This window comes from Marinovum sp., from assembly GCF_048263515.1.
Lineage (GTDB): Bacteria > Pseudomonadota > Alphaproteobacteria > Rhodobacterales > Rhodobacteraceae > Marinovum.
In genome coordinates, this window is the sequence record NZ_JBLXEC010000010.1 from 32,361 (window position 1) to 56,629 (window position 24,269).

Sequence of the window (24,269 nt, forward strand, 5' to 3'; positions counted from 1 at the left end):
CCCCAAGGCCGGCGCATCACCCCGATGTAAATACCCATAACATTACTTATATTCACCAGATACATTCGCAACAGGAAGCCACTCATGTCCAATTTCGACACGCAGCTGCGCGAAAGCCAGGCCCAGGTGGCCGAGGCCCAGTCCAAGATCTCCGAGATCACCAGCCGGATCGAAACCGCGCGCGAAAAGATGAAGGCCGGCACCGAGGCCTCGATCGACGTGGAAAACGCCACGCTCAAGGATGTGCACGCCCATACCGAGGTGATGAACGCCAATATCGCCGAGTTGATCATGGGCCTCGACGATGTCACCGCCGCCTTTTCCCGCGATTTCGACGAGATGCGGTCCAAGACCGGCTGGGAGAGCTTTGTCGGCTTCTTCTCCAAGGACCGGTCCGACGCGCTGCGCCAGGAGCGGATGAAGACCGCAAACATCGACGACAAGCTGCAGGACCTGATCTCCAAGTCCGACATCATCACCAAGCTGCTGGAAAGCCAGCTGGCCGTGCTCACCGACCAGAAGACTAGGGTCGAGACCAACCTGACCGAGACGCTGGACGAACGCGAATTCACCGTCGGCGAGCTCGAGGCCACAAGGGCGGAAATCCTCGCCATGGACCCCGAGATCATCGCTCTGGAAAACAAGATTGCCGTCGAACAGGACGCCGCCGCGCGCACCAAGCTGGAAACCCAGCTGGCCGATCTGAACAAGGCCTACAACGAGCTGGTGCAGCAGGAACAGGTCAAGCTGGCCAAGAGCCAGACGCTGGAGCGCTATATCGAGAAGGGCAAGACCTGGGTCGACAGTCTGCAGAACCAGGCGGCGACGCAGATGGTGCTGATCAACAAGCTGCAGACCGACACCAAGCAGCGAGTGGTGCTCTACGACGCCCTGTCGAAGTCGTTGAAGACCGCGCAGCAGCAGGACGTGGCCCACCGGATCAACGAGATCGGGGTCAAGACCGACCAGGAGGCGCAGACCGCCATGGCCGCCATCGGCACCGCCACCAACCAGAAGATGGCCGACATGCTCGAAGCGCACGAGGATCATATGGTCTTTGCCCGCGAGGTGCTGGAAGCCAAGGCCAAGGCGGATGAACGCTTTGCCCGGCGCTTTGCCGAGATCGTCAAGAAGCACGACAGCAACGCTTACGGCGCATGAGCTGGCGTGGGGGGGTCATGGGGGCCGGGTTCGCCTGTTGGGGGATCGCGCTTGTCTGGTTTCTCCTGATGGCGACCCTGCCCGAGTACGTCCCCTGGGCCCCTGACTTCGGCTGGTTCATTCTCGCAGGGTTCGTCCCCGGTGTCTTCTACAGCTGGGGTCAGCCCGACGATGACCTCCACTATTTTGTGACCTCAAGCTCCAACGAACCCATGATCGATACGGTAACCCATGTCTCGCTCGACCATGACGCAATTGACGATGACTGACGCCGCCTCGGACCATCGCGGGCTGACCGATACCTTCGCCAGCCGCCGCTATTTCCAGAAGTTCGAGGCGATCACCACCCACCTCGGCCGGGTCGCGGCGGTGATGGAGACCGAGGGCAGCCTGAGCCGCGAGGACGTCAAGATCCTCGCGCGTTATGTCAGGGGCATTGCCTATACCTTCAAGGCGCTGTCGATGAAGTACCTGCTGGTCGGCCGCGACACCGGCAAGTTCTTCGGCTCGCTCTCCATCGACGCCACCGAAAGCGGCTTTCCCACCTTTCAGGAACTGCTGGTCATGGCCAATGACGCCCAGCAGGCCGGCGCGCATCTGGAGAACATGCCGAGCGTCGAGGCGCTCAAGGATCAGATGGTCGGTCAGATCATCTCGGAGCAGGCGATCCCGACGCGGCTGCAGTTTGCCCTGTCGCAGCGGCTCTATTACGAGGAACTGCTGCGCGGCCACCTGTTCTGGGCGCGGATGGACCCGCGCATCGACTGGGTCGAGGGCTTTTCCGGCCGGCGCAAGTACCGGGTGCACTGGGCGGTCTACGACAGCCAGATCAACCTGCCGACGATCTATGTGCTCGAACTGGACGACACTGGCCGCGTAGCCCTGCCCAAGGACGAACGCCGCTGGCCCGAGGTGCAGCGCCACCTGATGGCGCAATCGCTGGGCGCGCTCAAGCTCCTGACCATCGCCAAGGGCTTTGACGAGAGCTTCGACGACCTGCACCCCAAGCGCCTGCGCCGGTTCCACATCGGGCCGATGTATTCCCACGCCTTCACCCGTCAGACCGGCCCGATCCGCGACGTGCTGGCCGAGGCGAAATCGCCGCCGGGCGAGGATTGGACGCTGGCCTGGACCGCCGAGACGCTGGAAAGCGAGCGGGTGACCGAGGAGCGCGCCGGCTGGTTTTCCACCGTCGAGCGCGAAGTCTTTGCCCTCGATCCCTTTTCCGGGCGCGGGATCGACACCGGCGCGACCGAGACCACCCGCGCCATCATCCTGCCGCAGCGGCCGTTTCAGGTGCTGGCCGAAAAGAACCCGCCGGGCTTTGCCAGCGTGCGCAAGTTCGTGGTCAGCCCGGGGGGCCGGGTGCTGAGCTACTGAACGGCGGTGGGTTGAAAACCCACCCTACCCATTTGCCGTAGGGTGGGTTTTCAACCCACCGATTTGGAGAATGCCACATGTCCCAAACCGCCGACCAGATGGAGCTTCGCGAAGAGGACATCCGCAAGCACTACCCCGCCGCCACCGCCCTGCTCACCGGCTTTGACCACACGCCGCGGATCGCGCGCGCCACGGCCCCGGCGCAGGAGGAACGGTCACCCGGCATTCCGCGCAGCTCGCGCTTTCGCTCCACCACCCCCGGCCTTGCCACCCGTCGCAGCAGCGCGACCCATGGCGTGCAGCTGCGCGCCACCATAGAGGCGGCTGACGACGGCGAGGCGCTGACCACGCCGCTGCAGGCCACCGCGCTGCACGCCCTGCGCCGCGCGCTGGCGGTGGCGCAGGCGCTGGCCGAGACCTATGCCAAGGCCAGCGGTCTGGCCGATCTCAAACGCGCCAACCTCGAAGGCGCCCTGCCCGCCAACCGCCGCGGCGAGTTTGCCGAGCTGCTCACCGCCGAGGCGCTGATCACCGCGCATGCCTGGGCCAATGCCACCGCCTATCTGCTCTCGTCCCATGGCACCGAGACCACGGTCGAGATCGGCGATGTCGAAGAGCTGATCACCGACAATGGCCAGGTCGTCCTGCACGGGCTGCTCTGGGAACTGGCGCAGAAGATCGAGACCCACGCGCCCGACGACCTGCACCTGGTCGCCACGCTCACCGGCTTTGCCGAACAGGTGATGGAGCGCATAGCCCTGCGCGCCCAGACCGCCCCGCGCCTCGGCCCGTTCCAGAATGCTACCTGGCATGTCGCCGCCGACGACCTGACGATCCGCGGCTTCACCCCGGCGTCGAAGGCGAAATCCACCACCCTGACGATGACCTTCAAGAAACCGAACGAGGTCGTCGGCAACCATATCGCCAAGTATCAGGCGATGCGGCTGGCCAAGATGCTGATGGCCTATGACTTCGAGCGCCGGTTGAACCCCTTTGCCGAGCTTGGTGGCTTCATCTTCACCTTCATGGGCGACGGCAAGCCCGGCACCGGCAAAACCACGCTGATCCAGATGATGGCCGGGCTGATCAACGAGTATTGCAAGGTCGCGGGCTATCCCTTCCGCTACCAGAACCTCTCGACCGAGAACATCGACAGCTACCAGGGCAAATCCGGCCAGAACGCCAAGGCCTTCATCGACACGATCCTCGACCCCGGCGTCATCGGCTTCGGCACCATCGACGATATCGACCAGCTTGCCGGCAAGCGCGGCGACCGGCAGTCCTCGGCCGGGCAACTGGAAATCACCGCCGTGCTGATGGAAAGCTTCGCCGGCGCCAACACCGTGGTGCGCGGCAATTGCACCTTTGGCATGTTCTCGAACTACCCCGAGAACGTCGACGATGCGCTGCGCCAGCGCGCCGGCGCGCGGTTTCTGGTGGACGGGCCGCAGACCCGCGAGGATTACATCGACATCCTCTACCTGTTGATGGGGAAAAACCATGACATCCCGGTGGGCGATCACACGGTATTCTCGGCGCAGGAGATAAAACGCGCCGTCGCCGCCAGCTTCGAGAGCCACGCCCGCCCGCATGAAGAGGGGCTCCTGCAGGTCTTCGACCGGGTGCAGGCGCAGATCGGCGATCTCGACACGATTGCCAAGATGGGCACCTATCTGAAAGCGATCCAGCAGGCCGACGACCGTTTCACCGGCCGCGCGGTCAAGAACATCACCGATGCGGTCAAGGTCCGGGCGATGGACTTCGAACTGCCGGATGAGTGGATGGAGGACCCCGAGCTGTTCCTGTTCCGCGACTATGAGACCAAATCGACAATGATCTCCGAGCTGCGGGTGCCGATCACGCCCGAAATGGTGCTGCAGGAGATCAACCGCTACGCGGATTCCGAGTTCCGTTATGCCGACAAGTCGGACGAGGCCGCGATCGAGGCCATGGTGCGGGACTTCGGCCGTCAGGAAGAGGCGAAACGCCGGTACCTGGAGGGCAAGGCATGACCTCCGCGCTCCGCCGTCCCGGACTTGATCCGGGACCTCATCGGGACGTTGGCCAAGAGGTCCCGGATCAAGTCCGGGACGGCGCGCTTGCGCAAAGGGTCGCGCCCGAACCCGGACGGGCGCGGCTCTGGGTGACCCCGGCCGGGAGGGTCTTGATGGAAACAACAAAATTTCTCCGCATGCGCTCAGAGCAAGCGGTGGGCGGTGGGTTGAAAACCCACCCTACAGAGGATTGACATGAACCGCCTCATCCAATCCGGCCTCATGTTCGGCAACCTGATCCGCGTGGACAGCCCCGCGCTGGTCGACCGCTACAACCGCGCGCTCAAGCATCTGGCCGGGCAGCAGACCGCGCTCGGCGAGTTTCATATCGACATCTCCGGCTTCTCCCCCGAGATCGGCGACGAGCTGGATGATCCGCTCTACCTCAACCACAACGGCGTCAACCGGCAGTTTATCCTGCTCACCACCGAGCAGAAGGCCGCACCGCTGCTCAATGCCACCTTCTCGACCTCGCGCGCCATCCTGCGGCAGTTCATCGAGACCAACGAGGCGCAGCTCTTTGCCCTCACCGCCCGTGACGCGGTGGCGGGGGAGCTGGTGAATTCGGTGTTCACCCTGACCTCGCCGCAGCGGCTGTTCGACATCCGCAAGATCACCGTCGAGGCCGACACCACCGGCGGCACGCTGAAACAGGCGCTGGCGCTGGCGGCGATGGTGGACGAGTTCAAGACCCGCGAGGATGCCTGGTTCGACGACGTGCTGATCGCCCGGATGATCGGCGCGGCGCGGCAAACCGGTGACATCCTGCGCAACCCGGTCCTGCTCGAGACCATGAGCTTCGAGCAGCAGAACTTCTGGACCAGCCACTTCGGCGGCTGCTACCTGTTCCGCGGCGTCGCCCATCCGGCGCTGATCACCGCCGGCGACAAGGCCGCGCTCACCGACCTGCCGATCAAACATGTCTTCGACCTGTCCGAGCGCAACCGCATCGCCCGCTTCTTCGAGCTGAACGACCTGGTCGAGCCGATCGTCAAGGCGCCCGGCATTGATGCCGCGGCGATCCTGCGGCAGAAGATGGATTTCATCGTCGTCGATGCCGCCCAGGATGCCGGCATCGACCTGACCGGCGCCACCCGCCGCGACATCCGCCTGCTGGCCCGTCGCCACGCCGGGCAATTGCCCGAGGAATACCACGGGCTCAACCGGCTGGTGCACTGGGCCGAGGGCGCCGGCGACTGGCCACGGATCACCTCGGACCATCCGGCCTATTTCCTGAGCCTGCGCGCCGCCGACACGTCCGACCGCGACCTCGTCAACATGCTGCTGGCGGAACTGGCGCCGCGCGACATCCGTCAGCTCTTCATCTGCCACAAGGAACTGTTCTACCGGCTTTATCGCGGCTGGTCTGACACCAAGCGCAGCTATGTCGTCGATTTCCTGACCCGCGAATATCAGGTGGACAAGGCAGGCGCGCGTGCCGCACTCTTCGGTCACGAGGCGCCTATGCAGGAAGAGCCCCCCGCCCCGCGCGACGATCTGATCGCCCGGGTCGGCCCCTGGGGCGCGGTAAGAGGACGATAGACGATGCTGGCATTCCTGAAACTCGCGGCACTGGGCTTTGTCGCGCTGACCGTGGTCTACATCAGCCTGTCGTTCTATTCCCGTGCCGTGCGCCGCGACAAGCTCGAGGCGCAATGGGAGGCCGACGGGTTCGAAGGCGACGAGGAGACCCGCCAAAGCTTCATCGAGGACGGGCTGGTGGAATACGACAAGTCGTTGCGCCGCAAGCTGATCCTCGGCGTCTACGTGGTGCCGGTGATCGTGATTACAGCGGTGGTCTACTTCACCAACTTCCACTGAACGCGCGGTCGCCGCCTCTCCATCAGGCCAAAGGCCCGGAAATCAGGCTCCAGCGGGCCGCAACCCGCAGGCACCCGTTTCCAAACCGCCGCCGAGGCACTACATAGCCAGTAAATCACGGGGCATCTCACATGCGTTACATCAAATGGTTCCTGATCCTGGCCTTCTGGGTCCTGGTCGGCGCTTTCTTTCATTACACCCTGCCGCAGCACGACGTGGCGCGGATCACCGATACCGAGACCCGGCGGGTCGATTTCGGCGAGAACTCGATCTTCTGGTCCAGCCCCGACAGCGGCAATGCCACCGGACAGGTCAACCGCGACGTCTTTTTCATCCAGACGATCCGTGAAAACGGCAAGCCGATGGTCTATCGCAATGAAGATACCGGCTGGGGCTGGCCGCCCTACTTCAAGTTCGACACCGCCAACCTGCAGACCGAGGCCGCCGACATGCGGTCGACCTCTGACAACCCGAAATGGGTGGTGATCAAGCACTACGGCTGGCGCAACGAGTTCCTGTCGATCTATCCCAATGCCGTCGACGTGCGGCGGGTGGACAGCCCGGATGTGACGATCATCCCCTGGACCAACATCATCATCCTGACGCTTCTGGCGCTGGCGTTCTGGGCAATCTACGTCCGCTGGCGGCGCTTCCGCATGCGGCGGATCGACCCGATGCTCGAGGACGTGGAAGAGGGCTTTGCCGATGCCTCCGACGCGGTCAAGGGCACCGGCAGCAAGGTCCGCGGCTGGTTTGGCGGACGCAAGTAGCACAGCCGGCCGGGGCACCGCCCCGGCCTGACTACCTGACCTGTCTCAGCCGCGATCAGACAGCGGCACATAGGGCCGCTGCTCCGGCCCGTTATAGAGCGTGAGCGGCCGGATCAGGATGTTGTTGCGCTGCTGTTCGAGGCACTGCACGATCCAGCCGGGCATCCGGCCGATGGCAAAGATCGGCACGTAGAGGTCCATCGGTATGCCATGCAGCTGATAGACCACGCCTGAATAGAAATCGACGTTCACGTTCAGCCCGTGCCGCGCATAGGGCTTCATCGCGTCGACCACCGCCTGCAGGATCTCGTACCATTCCGGCGCGCCCTTTTCTTCGCCCAGCTTGCGCACGCCGTCGCGCATGTGGCGGGCGCGGGGGTCTTCGGCGCGGTAGACCCGGTGGCCAAAGCCGGTGACCGGCTCCTTGGCGGCGCGCTTGGCCTTGACGTAGGCGGCGGCCTTGTCCGGCGTGCCGATCTCGCGCACCATCTTCATCACGTCCTCGGCGGCACCACCGTGGGCCGGGCCCGCCAGCGTCGAAAGCGCGGTGACGATGGCGCCATGCAGATTGGCCTCGGTGCCGACGGTGACACGGGCGGCAAAGCTCGAGGCATTGGCACCATGTTCGGCATGCAGGATGAAATCGACATCGGCCAAGCGCGCAGCCTCGGCCGAGGGCGTTTCGCCGGTCAGCATCCAGAGCCAGTTGGCGGCGTGTGACAGGTCCGGATCGGGCGCAACCGGCTCGCGGCCATTGCGGATCGCCTCATGCGCGGCGATGATCATCGGCACCTGCGCGGTCAGGCGGATGCCGTTGCACAGAAAGGCCGCTTCGCCGGTCTCGCGGCTGTCTGGCTCGAGCGCGGCGAGGGCCGAAACTGCGGTGCGCAGCACGTCCATCGGGTGACCATCGGCGGTGCTGCGGATGATGTCATGCACCGCGCCGGGCAGCTCGCGGGCGGCTTTCAGCGCGGCGTCGAACTCGGCCAGTTGCGCCGCGTCGGGAAGATCACCGTGGATCAGCAGGTAGCAGACCTCCTCGAAGGTGCTGTGCTCGGCCAGGTCGTGGATGGTGTAGCCGCGATAGAGCAGTTCGCCGGCGCGCCCGTCGATATGGCTGACGCCGGAGCGTTCGAAGTAGATGCCCTTGAGGCCGCGGTTGATCTTCACGTCGTCGTTCATCATGGTCTCCTGAAAAGGTCGGGGAGGCGGGGCATGGGCATTCTGGAACGGGCATATGAGGCGGCGCGTGGTGGCGCGGCCCGGGTGGTATTTCCCGAAATGGCAGAGCCCCGTGTGGCCGAGGCCTGCGCCCGGCTGCGCGCCGAAGGTCTGGCCGAGCCCCTGCCTCTGGGTGAGGTGAGCGAGGCGCAGATCGCCGCGCTGGTGGCCAATCGCGGCATGAAAGAGGGCATTGCCCGGCGCATGCTGGCCCGGCCGCTGATCCGGGCGGCGGCGATGGTGGCGGCGGGCGAGGCCGACGCCATGGTGGCCGGCGCCGACAGCCCGACGGCGAAGGTGATCGAGGCGGCCGGCCTGGCGATCGGGCTGGCAGAGGGCGTCGCCCTGCCCTCGTCGTTCTTCGTCATGGTCTTTCCCGACGGGCGCGAGATGGTCTTTGCCGATTGCGCCGTCAACGTCGCCCCCGATGCCGAAGGCCTTGCTGCCATCGCCCAGGCCTCGGCGGCCTCTTGCGAGGCGCTTCTCGGGCCGGCCCGGGTGGCGATGCTGTCGTATTCCACCGGCACCAGCGGCAGCGGCCCCAGCGTCGAGGCGGTGCGCGCCGCGGCCCAGGCCACCGGGTACCTCGGGCCGATCCAGGCCGATGCGGCGCTCGATCCGCGGATCGCGGCCAAGAAGGGGCTGGGCGCTGGCGATGCCAATGTGCTGATCTTCCCGTCTCTGGATGCAGGCAACATCGCCTACAAGCTGGCGCAGGAACTGGCGGGCGCTCAGGCCATCGGTCCGTTCCTGCAAGGCTTTCGCCACCCGGTCTGCGACCTCAGCCGGGGGGCGACAGTGGATGACATCGTGGCCGCGACCGCCGTGACGCTGGCGCTCGCCAGGTAACAGGGCTCAGTAGCAGAGCACCGTATCGGCAGCCGCCGAGAGCTCGAGCAGCTTCGGCGGCATGGCGAACTCGGCCGGGTGCCCTTCGAGCAATCCCTCGTCATAGCCCCGGGCCTTGGCCGACATGCCCGAGACGTAGAACCTCACCCCGGCCTCACCAAGGCCCGGGATCAGGTCGGCCAGCTTGCCGGTGCCCTGCCCCTCGACACTGGCAATGTGGTCCGGCGCAAGATTTTGCACCCCGTCACCGGCAAGGAAGATCGTGGTCTCGTGACCCTCCCTGGCGGCGGCCAGCGCCACGGTGCAGCCGAGCGTGGCCTTGTTGGGGTTCTCCGGTCCGCTGTGAATGTGAATCAGGAAACGGCTCATGATGTCCTCCGCGTCTGTGGCTCCCCCTCGCGGGGGGCATCATACACGCGGCGTCTGTTCACGCATATCCGCCCGGTCGATCCCGGCCACGGCGACCGGTTTCTTCATCGCGTCGCGGCGGAAAGGCTCGCCCAGCTCCTGGTTGATCAGCGCCTCGATCAGCGTGGTCTTGCCATGCTCCATCTGGTCCTTGATCGCCGTGTTGAGCGCGGTGGTCAGCTCCTCCATCGTCTTGGTCTGGACGCCCTTGAGCCCGCAGGCCTGGGCGATGCCGGCATAGCTCACCTGGGTGTCAAGCTCGGTGCCGACGAAGTTGTCCTCGTACCACAGGGTCGAGTTGCGCTTTTCCGCGCCCCATTGGTAGTTCCGGAAGACCACCATGGTGATCGGCGGCCATTCCTCGCGGCCGATGGCCGTCAGCTCGGTCACCGCGATGCCGAAGGCGCCGTCGCCGGCAAAGCCCACGACGGGCGTATCCGGGCAGCCGATCTTGGCGCCGATGATCGCCGGGAGGCCGTAGCCGCAGGGCCCGAAGAGACCCGGCGCCAGGTATTTCCGGCCCTGCTCGAAGCTCGGGTAGGCATTGCCGATGGCGCAGTTGTTGCCGATGTCCGACGAGATGATCGCCTCGCGCGGCAGCGCGCTCTGGATCGCGCGCCAGGCCATGCGCGGGCTCATCCAGTCGGGCTTGTCCTTGCGGGCGCGTTCGTTCCACGAGGTGCCGGGATCGTCGTCTTCGTGGTCCATCGAGGCCAGCTGCTGCGCCCAGGCGGATTTGGTCTGGATGATCAGGTTTTCGCGGTCATTGCGGCCATCGTCGCCGGCGTCCTCGGAGAGTTGCGCAAGAATGCCCTGCGCCACCTTCTTGGCGTCGCCGACAATGCCGACCGAGACCTTCTTGGTCAGACCGATGCGGTCGGGGTTGAGGTCGACCTGGATGATCTTTGCGTCCTTGGGCCAGTAGTCGATGCCATAACCCGGCAGGGTCGAGAAGGGGTTGAGCCGCGTGCCGAGGCAGAGCACGACGTCGGCCTTGGAGATCAGCTCCATCCCGGCCTTCGAGCCGTTGTAGCCCAGCGGTCCGGCAAACAGCGGATGCGAGCCCGGGAAGGCGTCATTGTGCTGGTAGCCGACGCAGACCGGGGCGCTCAACCGCTCGGCCAGCTGCATCGAATCGTCGATCGCGCCGGCCAGAACCACGCCGGCGCCGTTGAGGATCACCGGGAATTTCGCCTCGGACAGCAGCTTCGCCGCCTCGGCAATCGCTGTTTCGCCGCCCGAAGGCCGCTCGAACGAGACCATCTCGGGCAGATCGATGTCGATCACCTGGGTCCAGTAGTCGCGCGGCACGTTGATCTGCGCCGGCGCGCTGGCGCGGTGGGCGTTCAGGATCACCCGGTTCAGCACCTCGGCGATGCGCGAGGGGTCGCGCACCTCTTCCTGATAGGCCACCATGTCCTCGAACAGCTTCATCTGCTCGACTTCCTGAAAGCCGCCCATGCCGATGGTCTTGTTCGCCGCCTGCGGCGTGACCAAAAGCAGCGGCGTGTGATTCCAGTAGGCAGTTTTGACGGCGGTGACGAAGTTGGTGATGCCCGGCCCGTTCTGGGCAATCATCATCGACATCTTGCCACAGGCGCGGGTGTAGCCATCGGCCATCATCCCGCCAGAGCCTTCGTGGGCGCAGTCCCAGAACTGGATGCCTGCCTTGGGGAACAGGTCCGAAATCGGCATGAAGGCCGAGCCGATGATGCCGAAGGCATGTTCGATGCCGTGGCGTTGAAGCACTTTCACAAAGGCTTCTTCGGTGGTCATTTTCATCGGTCGGGATCTCCTGAAGACTCTGGGGAACGGGCGCGGCCCCTTGCGTGCCGCAGGCTAAAACTTTGACCGCGCTGGCGATAGGGCCAAAGAGCGCCGGCGGATAAGTCCAGTTGCCACGCGGCGGCGCTAGCGGTTGCGCTTCGACAGAAGCCGGTCGACCGAGCGGCCCCAGGCATCCCAGTTCAGCCGCTCCTCGTATTCGCGGCGAGAGGTCCGGCGCAGCGCGTCATAGGCTGCGGGCGCGGCGAGATAGGCTTCGACCCTGTCGGCAAAGTCCTCCGGCCCGGCGCCCAGCGGCAGGGCATGGCCGTTGACGCCTTCGCGCACCGGCACGCCGCCGATCCGCAGGCAGAGCGAGGGCAGGCCATAGGCCGAGGCCTCGCAGAAGGCGAAGCCGTAGCTCTCGAACGAGGGCTGGAACAGAAAATGCGCCCGGCGCAGGATCCGCTCGAACTGCGCCATCTCCTCGGGCTGCGCCTTGTTCAGCAGGCCGTGGGCGGTCACGAAATCCTCGGTCACGTCCTCGGGCGGGATCACCCCGATCACGTCGAGCACCGCATCAACGCCGCGCGCCCGCAGCAGCTTCAGCGTCTCGACCACCAGCGGCCCGCCCTTGGCGTACCAGTCGCGCCCCACCAGAACAAAGCGCAGCGGCGCGCCCCGGCTGGGCGAGGGCGCCAGATCGACCTTGCCCGGATCGGCGACATTGGCGCCCCAGGGCACCACGACAGAGCGCTCCGCCTCGAGCTCATAAAGACCATCCGCCCCGGATTTCAGCCATTCCGTCGGCCAGAGCAGCAGGTCGGTGCCGCGAAACACCCGCCGCTCGGCGCCGAGGATCATCGGATCGAACAGCCGCGACAGCGTGAGGTAGGAGCCGAAGGAGGCGCCGATGTCCGAGCGCTTGTAGGTGGTGGGCGTGGCGTCCGACGAATAGATCGAGACCATCCCCGGCGGCACCTTCAGCCCGGCCAGCGCGTGAAAGGCATAGGCGCAGAACAGCACCTCATACCGCCCCTCGGTCAGCTGTTTCTGGATCGCCGGGGCGATCAGCCGCGACAACGCCAGCTGCGCCCGCCAGAGCGCGCGGATCGTCACCGGCTCGGGCAGGGCGCGGATCAGCCGACGCACCATATCGACCCTTCCCCAGCCGGGATCGAGCACCGAGACATCACCGACATGGGACTGCAAGGCCGAGAAAATCCGCGCGTTGCCGCCCGAATAGGTCAACGGATCCTGCGGAGAAAGATCGCAGAGATAGGCTATCTTGCGGCGGTCGGGCAATGGATTCATGTATGACTGAGGACAATTGCGCACACGCTGGCCAACAGGGGACGCGAGTGCAAGTTAAAAATCGGACCGCCCCCGCCGCGAGGCCCCGCAACGCCGCCAAAGCAGGACGTTTCCAAGCGGCTGCCGGGCGGCTAAGCTGCGGCAGGCCCAAAACCTGCCGCATTCCTGGTCTAGAGTGCCCCTGTTGCAACAAATGATGCGTTGATGCCCAATATTCTGGCCAATCTGATGCTGGCTGTCTGGCCAGTGGTGACGGTGATCCTGTTTCGCCGCCTGCCGCTGCCGCAGGCGCTGACGATCTGCCTTGTCAGCGGCTTCCTGCTGCTGCCACCGCCGCCCGCCGCATTCGACTTTCCCCTCCTGCCGCCGCTCGACAAGCATTCGATCCCGGCGCTGGCTGCTCTGGCTCTGGCGGTGGCCAGCTATGGCATGCGCAAGTCGGTGCTGCCCGACACGCTTCTGGGCAAGGCGCTGATGCTGACCTTCATCCTGTCGCCGATTGCCACGGTCATCACCAACACCGAGCCGGTGCGCTGGGGCGATGCACTGCATCTGCCGGGGCTCTTGGTCACCGATGCCATCGCGCTGACGCTGACGCAGATCCTGATCTTCATTCCCTTCGTGCTGGCCCGGCAATATCTGGTCGAGGCCGCCTCGCAGCGCATGGTGCTGGTGGTGCTGATGTGGGCGGGTTTTGCCTATAGCTTCCCGGCCCTGCTCGAAACCCGGATGTCGCCGCAGCTCAACATCTGGATCTACGGCTATTTCCAGCACGACTTCGCCCAGACCATGCGCTTTGGCGGCTGGCGGCCGACGGTGTTTCTCTATCACGGCATCTGGCTGGCCTTCTTCGGGATGATGGCGCTGACCGCCGCGGCGGCGCTGTTCAAGTTCGAGCAGAAGCGCAAGCTGATGTATGCCGCGCTGACCCTTTGGCTGGGGGTGAGCCTGCTGCTCTACAAATCGCTGGGCGCCATGCTCTTTGCGGTCTGCCTGATCCCGGTGGTGCTGCTCTTCGGCGTGCGTGCGCAGCTCAAGGTGGCAGCGCTGCTGGCGCTGCTGGCGATCGGCTACCCGGTGCTCAAGGCGGTGGACGCGATCCCCAGCGACCGGCTGCTCGAGGCCGCCTCGCGCATCGAGGCCGACCGCGCGGCTTCGCTTCAGTTCCGCTTCGACAACGAGGACATGCTGCTGGAGCGCGCCTATGAGAAGCCGGTCTTCGGCTGGGGCAGCTGGGGCCGGAACATGATCTACAACGACATCACCGGCGCCATCGAGACCATTACCGACGGCCGCTGGATCATCGTCATGGGCAAATACGGCTGGCTGGGCTTTCTGGCGGAATTCGGCCTGCTGGTGCTGCCGATCTTCCTGCTATGGCGCGAGATGCTGGCGCGCAAATCCGAGGATATTTCGCCCTTTGTCGGGCCGCTGACCCTGTTGTTGGCGATCAACGCGGTGGAACTGGTGCCCAATGCCACGCTGACGCCGCTGACCTGGCTGCTGTCGGGCGCGCTGATGGGCTATGCCGAAACCCTGCGCCGCGAGCGCCTTCGCCTGCGGGACGCGGCGCTGCGCGGGCGTCGCGGCAAATTCGCGCTGAAATGGCGTTCGGTGATGGAGTGAGTGGCATGGTCAAACCCCGGGTCCTGGCAATTGCCGAGGCGGCCAACCCCGAGTGGGTCTCGGTGCCGCTGGTGGGCTGGTCGCTGGCCGATGCGCTGCGCGACGTGGCCGATGTGCATCTGGTCACCCATGCCCGCAACCGCGACGCCGTGCTGCGCGCCGGCTATGTCGAGGGGCGCGAGGTCACCTTCATCGACAGCGACCGGCTGGCCAAGCCGCTGTGGAAGCTGGGCGAAGCGCTGCGCATGGGCCAGGGCAAGGGCTGGACGACGATCCAGGCGCTCAACGCGCTGGCCTATCCGCATTTCGAAAAGCTGGTCTGGCGTGCGTTTGGCGAACAGATCACCGAAGGCCGTTTCGACATCGTCCACCGCATCACCCCGCTCAGCCCGACCATCGCCAGCCCGATTGCCGGCCGCTGCGCCAGGGCCGGTGTGCCCTTCGTGCTTGGCCCTCTCAACGGCGGGGTGCCCTGGCCGGAGGGCTTTACCAGCGAACGCCTGCGCGAACGCGAGGTGCTGAGCTACCTGCGCTCGGCCTATCGCTACCTGCCCGGCCGCAACCGCACCCTGCGCCATGCCTCGGCGATCCTCGCAGGCTCGCGCCACACCCAGTCCGAGATCCCCGAACGCTATCAGGACAAGGTGGTCTATCTGCCGGAAAACGCCGTCGATCCGTCGAAGTTCTCGCGCCTGTCGCGGCCGGGGCCGAAGCCGCTGCGCGCCTGTTTCATCGGCCGCATGGTGCCGTACAAGGGCCCCGACATGCTGCTGGCTGCAGCGGCGCCCCTGCTGCGCTCCGGCGACATGACGCTCGAGATGATCGGCGACGGCCCGATGATGAAAGAGCTGCGCGCCCAGGTGGCGGACGAAGCCACCGAGGCCGCGGTCACCTTCCACGGCTGGCTGCCGCATGGCGAGGTCGAGCGGGTGGCGGGGCGCTGCCACATGCTCACCTTCCCCTCGATCCGCGAGTTCGGCGGCGGCGTGGTGCTCGAGGCGATGGCGCTGGGGCTGGTGCCGATGATCGTCGATTACGCCGGGCCCGGCGAGCTGGTGACCCAAGGCACCGGCATCAAGATCCCCCTCGGCCCGCGCGCCGCGATCATCAAGGGCTTTCGCACCGCGCTCAAGCAGGTCGCGGCGGACCCCCGGCAGCTGCAACCGATGGCCGAGGCCGCGCGCAGCCGGGTCTTCGATCACTTCACCTGGCAGGCCAAGGCACGGCAGGTGGCGCAGGTCTATGGCTGGGCGATGGCGCCGGCCACGGCACGGCCCGATCCGCTGGCGCTCAGACCGGCACCTGCCTCGCAAGCCAGTTGATCAGCAGGGCCATGCCGGCAATCGTAGCGTAGCCCGCCGCCAGCCAGACCCCGTCGCGCACCATCAGGCCAAAGGCCAGCAGCGCCACGGCCAGCGCCCCGACCGAGGTGACCATCGGCAGCAGTTCCAGCAGCGGCCAAGTCAGCGCCACCGCCAGGATTACCAGCTTGGTCAGCAGCGCCATCGGCGGCGCCGTCATCAGCCGAAACCGCGTCTCGCTGCGCGCATCGACCCAGGCCGCCATCGGCCGCAGCCAGGCAATGGCGCGGGTCAGCCGGTGGCTGGTCACCGCGCGGCGCAGCAGCACCCCCGGCAGCCAGAGATGCCGCCGCCCGGTCAGCCATTGTGCGGTGATCAGCACCACGATGACCGCGCCGATGGTGGGGGTGCCGGGAATGCCCGACAGCGGCGTGACCAGCAGCACCGAGACCACCAGCACCAGCGGCGCATAGGAGCGCTCGCCGATCTCCTGCAACACATCGGCGACCGAGACAGTCTCGGCGCTGTCTTCCTCGGGGTCGATCGCGCTCAGCACCTCGCCGAGACTGCGCGGCGGCGTCACCCGGCGTTGTCCTGTTGCAAGAGCGCGCGCAAGCCGCTGCGGTAATCGGGGTAGGCCAAGGTCACGCCCAGTTCCTGCTTGATTCGGTCGTTGCGCACCCGCTTGCTCTCGGCATAGAAGCTGCGCGCCATCGGCGTCATCTCGGCCGCGTCAAATGGCACCGCCTCCGGCACCGGCAGGCCCAAAAGCTCGGCAGCAAAGGCGATCACGTCCTGCGGCGGCGCCGGATCGTCGTCACACAGGTTGTAGATGCGCCCCGGATCGGGCCGTTTGATCGACGCCTCCAACACCTGCGCGATATCCTCGACATGGATGCGGCTGAACACCTGCCCCGGCTTGATGATCCGCCGCGCGGTGCCCTGGCGCACCTTGGCAAAGGGCCCGCGCCCCGGCCCGTAGATGCCCGCCAGCCGGAAGATGTGCAGTGGCAGGCCGGGAATTGCCTGCCAGGCCGCCTCGGCCGCCTTGCGCATCTCGCCGCGCCTGGTCGAGGGGGCAAGCGCGGTCTCCTCGTTCACCCAGCCGCCGGCGTGATCGCCATAAACCCCGGTGGTCGAGAGATACCCGATCCAGCGGAATTGCCCGGCACGCCTGGCAATCTCGTCGCCCAGCGCGTTCAACACGGGATCGCCCGCCGCATCCGGCCCGGCCGAGATCAGCAGGTGATCGGCCTCGTCCAATGCCCCCCGCAGGTCATCTCCGGGAAAGAGCAGAGGCGTCACGCTGGCCGCGTCCAGCGCCGCCAGTTTCTCGGGCTTGCGGGTGGTGCCGATGATGCGCCAGCCGGCGCCCAGCAACCGCGGGGCGAGGGCGCTGGCGCTGTAGCCATGGCCAAAGGACAGAAGCGTTTTCATGCGCGCAACCTGTCCGCAGCGGCGTCTAAAGGCAAGACCTTCGGCGGCCCTCCGCGCAGCTTTCGAGCAGAGGATGCGCGCCCGCCCCGCCATCGCTAGTCTCGCGCCACCTGCCACAGACCGAGTCGTCTTGATGCCCTATATCTGCCGCCGCACGCTTCTCCTTGGCGCTATAGCCGCTGTCGCGGGCTGCGCCCGCCAGCCGGCCCCGGAACCGCAGCCCCGGGCCTACAACCCGCCGCTGCACCCCAACGAGACGCCGGAACTGCGCCGGTTGATCAACAAATGGGCCGATCACTACGAACTGCCGCGCTCGCTGCTGCACCGGCTGGCGATCCGCGAGAGCACCCACCGCCCCGGCGCCCGCAACGGGCCTTACTGGGGGCTGCTGCAAATCCTGCCGCAGACCGCCCGCACCATGGGCTTTCGCGGCAAGCCCTCTGACCTGCTCGATGCCGACACCAACCTGAAATACGCCGGCAAATACCTGCGCGGCGCCTGGCTGCTGTCCAACGGCAACGAGAAGACCGCGATCAAATGGTATGCCCGCGGGTATTACTACGAGGCCAAGCGCCGCGGCATGCTGGTGGAAACCGGGCTGCGGCCAGGCTGACGCGGCTCAGCCGGTCTCGGTCAGCGTCAGCGGGCAGCGGGCGCCGCCGTAGAAGGTCTCGATCAGCCGGGAAAATATGTCGCTCTCGGGATCGGCCCGCTCGAACAGCGTGGCGCAGGACCGCAACTTGAGCGCATCGATCCCGCCCATGATGTCCTCGGCACTGCGCTCAGGATGGCCGAGCACCGCCGCCCCGGCCTCTCGCAGCCTTGGCCCCAGCACCGGATGGCGGGCATAAGCCCGCGCCTCGGCCAGATCGGCGATGCCGTAGTGCTGCGCCATCGCCGACCGGCCCAGCGAAGCCAGCTGCGGAAAGATGAACCACATCCAGTGGCTCTGCTTGCGCCCGGCCTGCAGCTCGGCCAATGCCTGCGGCCAGACCCCCTCCTGTGCCTCGACAAACCGCCCCAGACTCATGCCGCGTAATCCGATCCCTCGGCATCGAGCAACGCCTTCAGCTCTGCGAAATGCCGGGTGTCCTGCTCGGGGTAGTCCTCGATCTCCTGCGCCACCTTCTCGGCCACTTCGTCCGACAACACCCGCAGCTTCTGCCCGGTCTGCAAGGCGCGGATATAGGTCTCGGCGGCGCGCTCGAAGTAATACATCCGGTTGAAGGTCTCGGCGACCGTGGCGCCGATCACCAGCACGCCGTGGTTGCCCATGATCATCACCTTCTGCCTGGGTTCTGTGAACAGCCCGGTACAGCGCGCGCCCTCGTCCTCGAACGCCAGACCGCCATAACCCTCGTCGATGACGTAGCGGTTGAAGAAAGTGGCGCAGTTCTGGTCGATCGGCGGCAAGCGGCTGTCAGCGAGGCTGGCCAGAACGGTGGCAAAGATCGAGTGCACATGCATGACACAGCGGGCCTGCGGGCACAGCCGGTGCATGCCGCCATGCAGCCCCCAGGCGGTCGGATCGGGCGCGTCGGGGCCAGTCAGCGCCTCGCGGTCGGTGACATCCACCTCGATCATGTCGCTGGCCCGGATGCGGGCGAAATGCATCTGGTTGGGATTCATCAGGAACCGGGTGCCGGCGTCATTTACCGCCAGGCTGAAGTGATTGGCCACCGCCTCGTGCATGTTCAGCCGGGCGGTCCAGCGAAAGGCCGCGGCAAGGTCGACCCGCTCGGGCCAGTGGTTCATGTTGGGGCGGCGCGGCGGCGTGGACATGACGGGGCTCCTTCTGGAAGCGGCCAGAGTGCCAGCCTTCCAGCGCCGCGCCAAGCCCCGCCGGCGATGGGGGCTCTGCCCCCGCCCTGCGGGCCCCCCCGAGGGTATTTTCGAACAGAAGAAGTAACGGATCATTAAGGTTAATCGGCTTTACTCGAGCTGCGGTACAGGCGGAGGCGCCGATGACCGCAACAGGAGAAGGCCCCCGGTCAGAGCGATCTGTCGGGGGCTGGATCTGATCCGGCTTCTTCTGTTCACAAATACCCTCGGGGGGCGGCCAAAGGCCGGGGGGCAGAGCCCCCAAATGCCAACGGGAGGGCCTGGACCCTCCCGCTGCCTGTCACGTACTATGGTTACGGCTTACATTGCCCCGCCGATCGAGAAGAACATGGTCTCGCCGGAATGGTCGTCGACGCCGTCGTTGTCGGTCGAGACGAAGATCTCGCCGTCTTCGGTGATCGCCAGGCCTTCGACCTTGTCGAGCACGTAGCCGCCGGTCGATGTCAGGTCGGGGATCAGGTCGCGCACCTCCTGCTTGGTCACCACCGGCAGCGGCCCGCCCAGCGGCGCCGGCTGCATCTCGGACAGGGCGACGCGATAGATCTTCTTGGTCACCGCGCGGTGGTCATGCTGGTTGTCGCGCTCGACGACGTAGACGTGGTCACCATGGGCCGTGATCTCGGACAGGCCGACCCAGCCGGTGGCCGGCGCCGCCTTTTCGTAATGCACCGCGCCCCAGTCTCCTGTCTGGGTGTTGTAGGCCACCAGTTTGACGTGATGCGCCGGATCATCCGCCCATTCGCGCTGTACCGCCATCCAGAGGGTGTCGCCGACCTTGGTGATGCCTTCGAACCCGAAGCGTTTCTCTACCGCCAGCAGTTCCGGCGGCAGGCCGATCTCCTCGGTGATCTCGCCCGCGGCGTTCACGTGGTAGAGCGCATGCGGGATCAGCCGGTCGCTGCGCCCTTCAGAGGCCAGCCAGAAGCCGCCTTCGCCATCCAGGGTGATGCCTTCGAGGTCGAGCTTCTGCGCCACGCGCCCAGCGCGGGTGACCTGCATCGCCGCGGTGATGCGCGCCGGGGTCTGGGCGGCGTCGATGGTGTAGATCGTCGGCTGGTAGCCGTAGAAGCTGTCGTTGACGGCGTAGATCGTCTTGCCTTCGCCTGCCACCATGCCGGAGATCGCGCCCCAGCCGGTGAGCGGCGCGAGCCCTTCCGAAGTCAGATGCGGATAGCGCGCCGGGGCGTCCTGGTATTCGAACAGCATCACATGCGCCCGCGCGCCGCCATCCTCGATCAGGTCGCTTTCATTGGCCGAGATCAGCAGGTTGCGCTCTGGGATCACCACATAGCCTTCGGGCCCGACGCCGGAGGGCAGCAACTGCCTGAGCACCGGGGCCGCCGGGTCGGTCACGTCGTAGACCCCCACGACCGAGGCGCGCTCGGCGCCGACGAAGACATAGGGCGTGCCGTCGAAGGTGCCGAAGGTCACCGACTCGGGCTCGACGCCCTTGGCGTCCGAGCGTTTGTCCGGGTAGTGGCCGATCTGGATGATTGCCTGCTCGAAGGAGGTGCCGCTGTCATAGACCACGCTGCCGTCCTTGTGAAAGATCGTCCAGCCGCGCGAGCCGCCTTCGTAATCGCCTTCATTGGCGGTGGCAAAGTGGTCGGCGTCGATCCAGGCCACCGCGTCGGGTTCGCGTTTGCGGGCTTTCTGGCTCTCGGTGAAGATCAGCGCGCCGCGTTCGTCGGTGGCGTCGATGCCGTCGAGGTCGACCGCGCCGGCGGAGAAGTGGTTCAGGATCTCGCCCACACGCGACACCACGACGATGTGGTTGTTTTCCTGCAGCGTCACCACGATCTCGCCTGCGGCATTGATCGAGACATATTCCGGCTCGGGGTCGCTGCCGGCGATCTCGGCCAGGCCGGTCAGGTCGACATTGCGCATCGAGGCGCAATCGAGGCCGCCCTCGGTGACATCGACCAGCGCCAGGGTGCCGGCGGGCAGTTGCGGGATCACGCCGCCGTTCAGGTCTTCGTCACGCTCGTTCTCGATCGCCACGGCGATGAAGGAGCCGTCCTGCGCCTTGGCGATGCTGTCGGGCTGGCCGCCGAGATCGCAGGTCGCCAGGTCCTTGCCGCTGGCGGTGTCGATGGCGCGCAGCAGGCCCGAAGGCGCGGTGTAGCTTTCCGAGGTATTCACGCCGACATAGGCGGTGGTGCCGATCACCGCCACCGAGGTGGGCTCGCCGCCGACCGGGATATTGCCCAGCAGGCGTGGTGCGGCAGGTTCGGTGATGTCGATCAGCCCGATTACCTCGAGCGGGCTGTCGGTATAGACCAGCGTCATGCCGTCTTCGGTGACGTCGATGATCTCGGGCGAGCTTTCGCGGCTGGTGTCCTCGCCCTCGGCCATGTTGGCAATCACCGGGAAAGAGGCGATGCGGTTGAAGTTCATCTCTGCCATGGCCGACCCGGCGGTCAGCGCAAGGACGGAGGTCAGGCAGATGGTGCGAAAGCCCATGAGGCGTCTCCTTTGGTGAAGCTGTCGGGCTCTCCTGCGCCGGGGATGTAACGCTGGCATGACGGGCGGGCGACACCTTGGTGACATGGGTCACGCAGCCGGCGCATAGCCGCCAGACAGCCACGTCACATGTATTGACCTTCCTCGATTGTGGAGGCTAACTGCCGCCATGCAACTCAGCCGCGGCATCGCGCTCAAAACCTCTGCACTCGCCCTTTTCACCATCATGGCCGTCCTCATCAAGGCGACGTCGGATGTGGTGCCGCCTGGCGAAGCGGTGTTCTTTCGCTCGGCGTTTTCGATCCCGGTGATTCTGGTCTGGCTGATCGCGCGGCGCGAGCTCAAGACCGGGCTGCGCACTGCCAATGTCATGGGCCATGTCTGGCGCGGGGTGATCGGGGTGTCCTCGATGGGGCTGGGCTTTGCCGCCCTGGGGATGCTGCCGCTGCCCGAGGTGACGGCGATCGGCTTTGCCGCGCCGCTGATCACGGTGATCCTGGCAGCGGTGCTGCTGGGCGAGAAGGTGCGGCTGTTCCGGCTGAGCGCGGTGACCATCGGGCTGGTCGGCGTGACGATCATCCTCTGGCCGCAGCTCAACTTCGACGGCACGGCGGACCGGGTGGCCACCATCGGCGCGATCATCGCGCTGATGTCGGCCGGGTTGCGGTCGCTGGCGCAGGTGCATATCCGGCGGCTGGTGCAGACCGAGGATGCGGCGGCGGTGGTGTTCTACTTCATGCTCACGGCTTCGGCGTTTTCGCTGCTGACCCTGCCGTTTGGCTGGACCCTGCCCAGCCCGACCGAGACTGCCATGCTGATCGGCGCCGGGGTGATCGGCGGGGTGGCGCAGATCCTGGTGACCTCGGCCTATCGCTTTGCCCCGGCCTCGGTGCTGGCGCCCTTCGATTACACCCAGATGCTGTTTGCCATCGCGGCGGGCTATGTGCTTTTTGCCGAGGTGCCGACGTCGGCGACGATCTGGGGCTCGCTGGTGGTGATCGCGGCGGGTGTGCTGATCATCTACCGCGAGCGCCAGCTCGGGCTCGAGCGCGGCAAGGCCCGCTCGAAGATGGGGCACATGGGCTGATGCCAGGCGCGCGCGTCCCGGACTTGATCCGGGACCTCTTCGACCCTTGAGGAGAGGCCCCGGATCAAGTCCGGGGCGGGTATCGCTCTTCGTCTGGGCCTCAGCGAAAGCCGCGCCATCGCCGACCCGCGGGGTGGCGATCCGACGGCAGATCGGCAGCGCTTTATCCCAGCCAAATCCGGAGAAGGCCCGAGCGAAGCGCCCAGCTCAGCCAAATCGCCGCCCCGGGGGGCGGGTCGGCGATGGCGCGGCGGCCTGCGGCCTTGATTCCGCGCCTGGGGGATTGGGCTCGACGTGGTTTCGGGGTTGGTTCGGCGCAGGTGATGTCTGCAGCATGACGTTTCAGTTGCAGCCTGAGGTCTTGCTCCATGAGGCCCCGCATCTGGTCCTGGGCGCCCCCCCCTCAGCCGTGACCGTAAAGCTCGGCATCTTTCGGACAGCGCGCCTCGTGCTCGAACTCCAGGCTGGAATGGCCGATGTCAAAGCGCTCGGCCAGCCGCGCCTTGATCTCGGCCTTGATCTCCTCGACCCGGGTCCAGCCCTCGGGCGTCAGCACCACGTGGCAATCGAGCGCCGCCTCGTTCTCCTGCATCTGCCAGAGATGCACATGGTGCACATCCTCGACCCCATCCGTGGCGCGCAGGGTGGCGATCACCTCGGCATTGTCGATCTCGGGCGGGCTGCCCAGCATCAGGGTGCGGATCGGGCCGCCGATCTCGGTCAGGGCGAGATAGAGGATGTAGAGCGCGATGCCGATGGTGATCGCCGGATCGACCCAGCGCAGGTCATAGAGCAGGATCAGCGTGCCGCCGATGATCACCGCCACCGAGGCCAGCGCATCGGACAGGTTGTGCAGAAACAGCGCGCGGATGTTGACGCTGTCCTTCTGCATCGACCAGGTGAGCGCCGCGGTCAGCGCGTCGATCACCAGCGCCACAGCGCCCAGGATCACCACGGTCCAGCCCGCCACCGCCGGCGGTTCGATCAGCCGCAGGCCGCCTTCGTAGATCAGGTAGACCCCCACGAGGATCAGCGTGGTATAGTTGATCAGCGCCGCCACCACCTCGATCCGGCCATAGCCGAAGGTCATGCGCGCATCCGCCGGCCGCCGGGCGATCTTGCGCGCGACGAAAGCGATGACCAGCGAGGCCATGTCCGACAGGTTGTGCAGCGCATCGGCAATCAGCGCGAGGCTGCCGGAGAAGATGCCGCCGAGGATCTGCGCCACGGTCAGCGCCGCATTGGCCCAGATCGCGATGGCTACCCGGCGGTCGCCGGACTGCGGATCGAGATGCGCGTGGCCGTGGTGATCATGCGGCATGGATGCCTCCCCGTGAAACGTTCCTGCCACAGGAGCTAAGTCCAGCACGGGAAGGTCAAGACGAAAATGGCCGACACCCTCGGAGGGTGCCGGCCATGACGATCTCTGCCGAGGGCGCATCCCGCGCCCCAAGGGATCACTCGTCGTTGGCGCTGTCTTTCAGAGCCTTGGCGATGGTCACCTTGACGACCTTGTCCGCCTCTTTCTGGAACTGCTCGCCGGTGGCGGGGTTGCGCACCATCCGCGCGGGGCGCTCTTTCAGATAGAACTTGCCGACGCCCGGCAGGGTCACCGCGCCGCCGCCAGCGACTTCGCGCGTAATGATGTTGCACACCGCGTCAAGCGCCGCGGTGGCGGCTTTCTTGTCGGTGTCGAGTTCTTCTGCCAGAGCCGCAACGAGCTGGGTCTTGGTCAACGGTTTTGCCATTTTCTGGTCTCCTTCAGTCTGCC

General features: G+C 66.1%; 23 protein-coding genes. 12 read left to right on the top strand and 11 right to left on the bottom strand.

The window, feature by feature from the left end; all coding sequences use genetic code 11:
• Nucleotides 1-84: 84 nt before the first annotated feature.
• From ACN0SE_RS11105 to ACN0SE_RS11135, 7 genes are all read left to right on the top strand, one after another.
• Nucleotides 85-1,161 (top strand): hypothetical protein, encoded by a 1,077-nt coding sequence (locus tag ACN0SE_RS11105; RefSeq protein WP_417524590.1) that lies wholly within the window; start codon nt 85-87, stop codon nt 1,159-1,161.
• Nucleotides 1,158-1,430, top strand: a complete 273-nt coding sequence (locus tag ACN0SE_RS11110) for a hypothetical protein (RefSeq protein ID WP_417524591.1) — start codon at nt 1,158-1,160, stop codon at nt 1,428-1,430. The genes ACN0SE_RS11105 and ACN0SE_RS11110 overlap by 4 nt, the downstream gene beginning before the upstream one ends.
• On the top strand, nt 1,423-2,541 hold the full coding sequence (locus ACN0SE_RS11115) for a hypothetical protein (protein ID WP_417524592.1): 1,119 nt from the start codon (nt 1,423-1,425) through the stop codon (nt 2,539-2,541). The genes ACN0SE_RS11110 and ACN0SE_RS11115 overlap by 8 nt, the downstream gene beginning before the upstream one ends.
• Before the next feature lie 77 nt (nt 2,542-2,618).
• Nucleotides 2,619-4,553, top strand: a complete 1,935-nt coding sequence (locus ACN0SE_RS11120) for an ATP-binding protein (RefSeq protein WP_417524593.1) — start codon at nt 2,619-2,621, stop codon at nt 4,551-4,553.
• A 237-nt stretch (nt 4,554-4,790) separates the two neighbouring features.
• Nucleotides 4,791-6,137 (top strand): DUF6638 family protein, encoded by a 1,347-nt coding sequence (locus ACN0SE_RS11125; RefSeq protein ID WP_417524594.1) that lies wholly within the window; start codon nt 4,791-4,793, stop codon nt 6,135-6,137.
• 3 nt (nt 6,138-6,140) lie between these two features.
• On the top strand, nt 6,141-6,416 hold the full coding sequence (locus tag ACN0SE_RS11130; RefSeq protein ID WP_417524595.1) for a hypothetical protein: 276 nt from the start codon (nt 6,141-6,143) through the stop codon (nt 6,414-6,416).
• A gap of 131 nt (nt 6,417-6,547) precedes the next feature.
• Nucleotides 6,548-7,186, top strand: a complete 639-nt coding sequence (locus tag ACN0SE_RS11135) for a DUF1523 family protein (RefSeq protein ID WP_417524596.1) — start codon at nt 6,548-6,550, stop codon at nt 7,184-7,186.
• A gap of 45 nt (nt 7,187-7,231) precedes the next feature.
• Here ACN0SE_RS11135 and ACN0SE_RS11140 read toward each other — a convergent pair whose 3' ends face one another.
• Complete coding sequence (locus tag ACN0SE_RS11140) at nt 7,232-8,368, bottom strand: citrate synthase (RefSeq protein WP_417524597.1); 1,137 nt, start codon at nt 8,366-8,368, stop codon at nt 7,232-7,234.
• Between the two features lie 33 nt (nt 8,369-8,401).
• Here ACN0SE_RS11140 and ACN0SE_RS11145 point away from each other — a divergent pair, with 33 nt between their 5' ends.
• Complete coding sequence (locus ACN0SE_RS11145; protein ID WP_417524598.1) at nt 8,402-9,256, top strand: phosphate acyltransferase; 855 nt, start codon at nt 8,402-8,404, stop codon at nt 9,254-9,256.
• Between the two features lie 6 nt (nt 9,257-9,262).
• Here ACN0SE_RS11145 and ACN0SE_RS11150 read toward each other — a convergent pair whose 3' ends face one another.
• The 3 genes from ACN0SE_RS11150 to ACN0SE_RS11160 form a co-directional block, all read right to left on the bottom strand.
• On the bottom strand, nt 9,263-9,625 hold the full coding sequence (locus ACN0SE_RS11150) for a DsrE family protein (RefSeq protein WP_417524599.1): 363 nt from the start codon (nt 9,623-9,625) through the stop codon (nt 9,263-9,265).
• Nucleotides 9,626-9,664: 39 nt separating this feature from the next.
• Nucleotides 9,665-11,446 carry a sulfoacetaldehyde acetyltransferase gene (xsc, locus tag ACN0SE_RS11155; protein WP_417524600.1) on the bottom strand — a complete coding sequence of 594 codons (1,782 nt, stop codon included), beginning with the start codon at nt 11,444-11,446 and terminating at the stop codon, nt 9,665-9,667.
• Between the two features lie 129 nt (nt 11,447-11,575).
• Nucleotides 11,576-12,742, bottom strand: coding sequence for a glycosyltransferase family 4 protein (locus ACN0SE_RS11160; protein ID WP_417524601.1), 1,167 nt, complete (start codon nt 12,740-12,742; stop codon nt 11,576-11,578).
• Between the two features lie 204 nt (nt 12,743-12,946).
• Between ACN0SE_RS11160 and ACN0SE_RS11165 the strand changes: the two genes are divergently transcribed.
• Both ACN0SE_RS11165 and ACN0SE_RS11170 read left to right on the top strand, forming a co-directional pair.
• Nucleotides 12,947-14,368 (top strand): hypothetical protein, encoded by a 1,422-nt coding sequence (locus ACN0SE_RS11165; protein WP_417524602.1) that lies wholly within the window; start codon nt 12,947-12,949, stop codon nt 14,366-14,368.
• A gap of 5 nt (nt 14,369-14,373) precedes the next feature.
• Nucleotides 14,374-15,690, top strand: coding sequence for a glycosyltransferase (locus ACN0SE_RS11170; RefSeq protein ID WP_417524603.1), 1,317 nt, complete (start codon nt 14,374-14,376; stop codon nt 15,688-15,690).
• Here the strand turns inward: ACN0SE_RS11170 and ACN0SE_RS11175 are convergent.
• Nucleotides 15,659-16,252 carry an exopolysaccharide biosynthesis protein gene (locus tag ACN0SE_RS11175; RefSeq protein WP_417524604.1) on the bottom strand — a complete coding sequence of 198 codons (594 nt, stop codon included), beginning with the start codon at nt 16,250-16,252 and terminating at the stop codon, nt 15,659-15,661. The genes ACN0SE_RS11170 and ACN0SE_RS11175 overlap by 32 nt on opposite strands.
• Nucleotides 16,249-17,106, bottom strand: a complete 858-nt coding sequence (locus tag ACN0SE_RS11180; protein ID WP_417524605.1) for an SDR family oxidoreductase — start codon at nt 17,104-17,106, stop codon at nt 16,249-16,251. The genes ACN0SE_RS11175 and ACN0SE_RS11180 overlap by 4 nt, the downstream gene beginning before the upstream one ends.
• A gap of 133 nt (nt 17,107-17,239) precedes the next feature.
• Here ACN0SE_RS11180 and ACN0SE_RS11185 point away from each other — a divergent pair, with 133 nt between their 5' ends.
• Nucleotides 17,240-17,719, top strand: coding sequence for a transglycosylase SLT domain-containing protein (locus ACN0SE_RS11185; RefSeq protein ID WP_417524606.1), 480 nt, complete (start codon nt 17,240-17,242; stop codon nt 17,717-17,719).
• A 6-nt stretch (nt 17,720-17,725) separates the two neighbouring features.
• On the opposite strand, the gene ACN0SE_RS11190 is transcribed toward ACN0SE_RS11185, so the two are convergent.
• The 3 genes from ACN0SE_RS11190 to ACN0SE_RS11200 form a co-directional block, all read right to left on the bottom strand.
• On the bottom strand, nt 17,726-18,136 hold the full coding sequence (locus ACN0SE_RS11190; RefSeq protein ID WP_417524607.1) for a DUF1810 domain-containing protein: 411 nt from the start codon (nt 18,134-18,136) through the stop codon (nt 17,726-17,728).
• Entirely contained in the window at nt 18,133-18,888 is a 756-nt protein-coding gene (locus ACN0SE_RS11195; RefSeq protein ID WP_417524608.1) for a class II aldolase and adducin N-terminal domain-containing protein, read from the bottom strand. Before ACN0SE_RS11195 ends, ACN0SE_RS11190 begins: the two co-directional genes overlap by 4 nt.
• 360 nt (nt 18,889-19,248) lie before the next feature.
• Complete coding sequence (locus ACN0SE_RS11200) at nt 19,249-21,411, bottom strand: esterase-like activity of phytase family protein (RefSeq protein ID WP_417524609.1); 2,163 nt, start codon at nt 21,409-21,411, stop codon at nt 19,249-19,251.
• Between the two features lie 169 nt (nt 21,412-21,580).
• Between ACN0SE_RS11200 and ACN0SE_RS11205 the strand changes: the two genes are divergently transcribed.
• The gene (locus tag ACN0SE_RS11205) at nt 21,581-22,498 is read left to right on the top strand and encodes a DMT family transporter (protein WP_417524610.1); all 918 of its coding nucleotides are present in this window, start codon (nt 21,581-21,583) and stop codon (nt 22,496-22,498) included.
• A 403-nt stretch (nt 22,499-22,901) separates the two neighbouring features.
• On the opposite strand, the gene ACN0SE_RS11210 is transcribed toward ACN0SE_RS11205, so the two are convergent.
• Nucleotides 22,902-23,819, bottom strand: coding sequence for a cation diffusion facilitator family transporter (locus ACN0SE_RS11210; protein WP_417524611.1), 918 nt, complete (start codon nt 23,817-23,819; stop codon nt 22,902-22,904).
• A 136-nt stretch (nt 23,820-23,955) separates the two neighbouring features.
• The gene (locus tag ACN0SE_RS11215) at nt 23,956-24,246 is read right to left on the bottom strand and encodes an HU family DNA-binding protein (RefSeq protein WP_417524612.1); all 291 of its coding nucleotides are present in this window, start codon (nt 24,244-24,246) and stop codon (nt 23,956-23,958) included.
• Between the last annotated feature and the right edge of the window lie 23 nt (nt 24,247-24,269).

Excerpts from the sequence above, each read along its gene's own strand:
- ACN0SE_RS11105 (WP_417524590.1), top strand. The coding sequence starts at position 85 with ATGTCCAATTTCGACACGCAGCTGCGCGAAAGCCAGGCCCAGGTGGCC.
- ACN0SE_RS11110 (WP_417524591.1), top strand. The coding sequence starts at position 1,158 with ATGAGCTGGCGTGGGGGGGTCATGGGGGCCGGGTTCGCCTGTTGGGGG.
- ACN0SE_RS11115 (WP_417524592.1), top strand. The coding sequence starts at position 1,423 with ATGACTGACGCCGCCTCGGACCATCGCGGGCTGACCGATACCTTCGCC.
- ACN0SE_RS11120 (WP_417524593.1), top strand. The coding sequence starts at position 2,619 with ATGTCCCAAACCGCCGACCAGATGGAGCTTCGCGAAGAGGACATCCGC.
- ACN0SE_RS11125 (WP_417524594.1), top strand. The coding sequence starts at position 4,791 with ATGAACCGCCTCATCCAATCCGGCCTCATGTTCGGCAACCTGATCCGC.
- ACN0SE_RS11130 (WP_417524595.1), top strand. The coding sequence starts at position 6,141 with ATGCTGGCATTCCTGAAACTCGCGGCACTGGGCTTTGTCGCGCTGACC.
- ACN0SE_RS11135 (WP_417524596.1), top strand. The coding sequence starts at position 6,548 with ATGCGTTACATCAAATGGTTCCTGATCCTGGCCTTCTGGGTCCTGGTC.
- ACN0SE_RS11140 (WP_417524597.1), bottom strand. The coding sequence starts at position 8,368 with ATGAACGACGACGTGAAGATCAACCGCGGCCTCAAGGGCATCTACTTC.
- ACN0SE_RS11145 (WP_417524598.1), top strand. The coding sequence starts at position 8,402 with ATGGGCATTCTGGAACGGGCATATGAGGCGGCGCGTGGTGGCGCGGCC.
- ACN0SE_RS11150 (WP_417524599.1), bottom strand. The coding sequence starts at position 9,625 with ATGAGCCGTTTCCTGATTCACATTCACAGCGGACCGGAGAACCCCAAC.
- xsc (WP_417524600.1), bottom strand. The coding sequence starts at position 11,446 with ATGAAAATGACCACCGAAGAAGCCTTTGTGAAAGTGCTTCAACGCCAC.
- ACN0SE_RS11160 (WP_417524601.1), bottom strand. The coding sequence starts at position 12,742 with ATGAATCCATTGCCCGACCGCCGCAAGATAGCCTATCTCTGCGATCTT.
- ACN0SE_RS11165 (WP_417524602.1), top strand. The coding sequence starts at position 12,947 with ATGCCCAATATTCTGGCCAATCTGATGCTGGCTGTCTGGCCAGTGGTG.
- ACN0SE_RS11170 (WP_417524603.1), top strand. The coding sequence starts at position 14,374 with ATGGTCAAACCCCGGGTCCTGGCAATTGCCGAGGCGGCCAACCCCGAG.
- ACN0SE_RS11180 (WP_417524605.1), bottom strand. The coding sequence starts at position 17,106 with ATGAAAACGCTTCTGTCCTTTGGCCATGGCTACAGCGCCAGCGCCCTC.
- ACN0SE_RS11185 (WP_417524606.1), top strand. The coding sequence starts at position 17,240 with ATGCCCTATATCTGCCGCCGCACGCTTCTCCTTGGCGCTATAGCCGCT.
- ACN0SE_RS11190 (WP_417524607.1), bottom strand. The coding sequence starts at position 18,136 with ATGAGTCTGGGGCGGTTTGTCGAGGCACAGGAGGGGGTCTGGCCGCAG.
- ACN0SE_RS11195 (WP_417524608.1), bottom strand. The coding sequence starts at position 18,888 with ATGTCCACGCCGCCGCGCCGCCCCAACATGAACCACTGGCCCGAGCGG.
- ACN0SE_RS11200 (WP_417524609.1), bottom strand. The coding sequence starts at position 21,411 with ATGGGCTTTCGCACCATCTGCCTGACCTCCGTCCTTGCGCTGACCGCC.
- ACN0SE_RS11205 (WP_417524610.1), top strand. The coding sequence starts at position 21,581 with ATGCAACTCAGCCGCGGCATCGCGCTCAAAACCTCTGCACTCGCCCTT.
- ACN0SE_RS11210 (WP_417524611.1), bottom strand. The coding sequence starts at position 23,819 with ATGCCGCATGATCACCACGGCCACGCGCATCTCGATCCGCAGTCCGGC.
- ACN0SE_RS11215 (WP_417524612.1), bottom strand. The coding sequence starts at position 24,246 with ATGGCAAAACCGTTGACCAAGACCCAGCTCGTTGCGGCTCTGGCAGAA.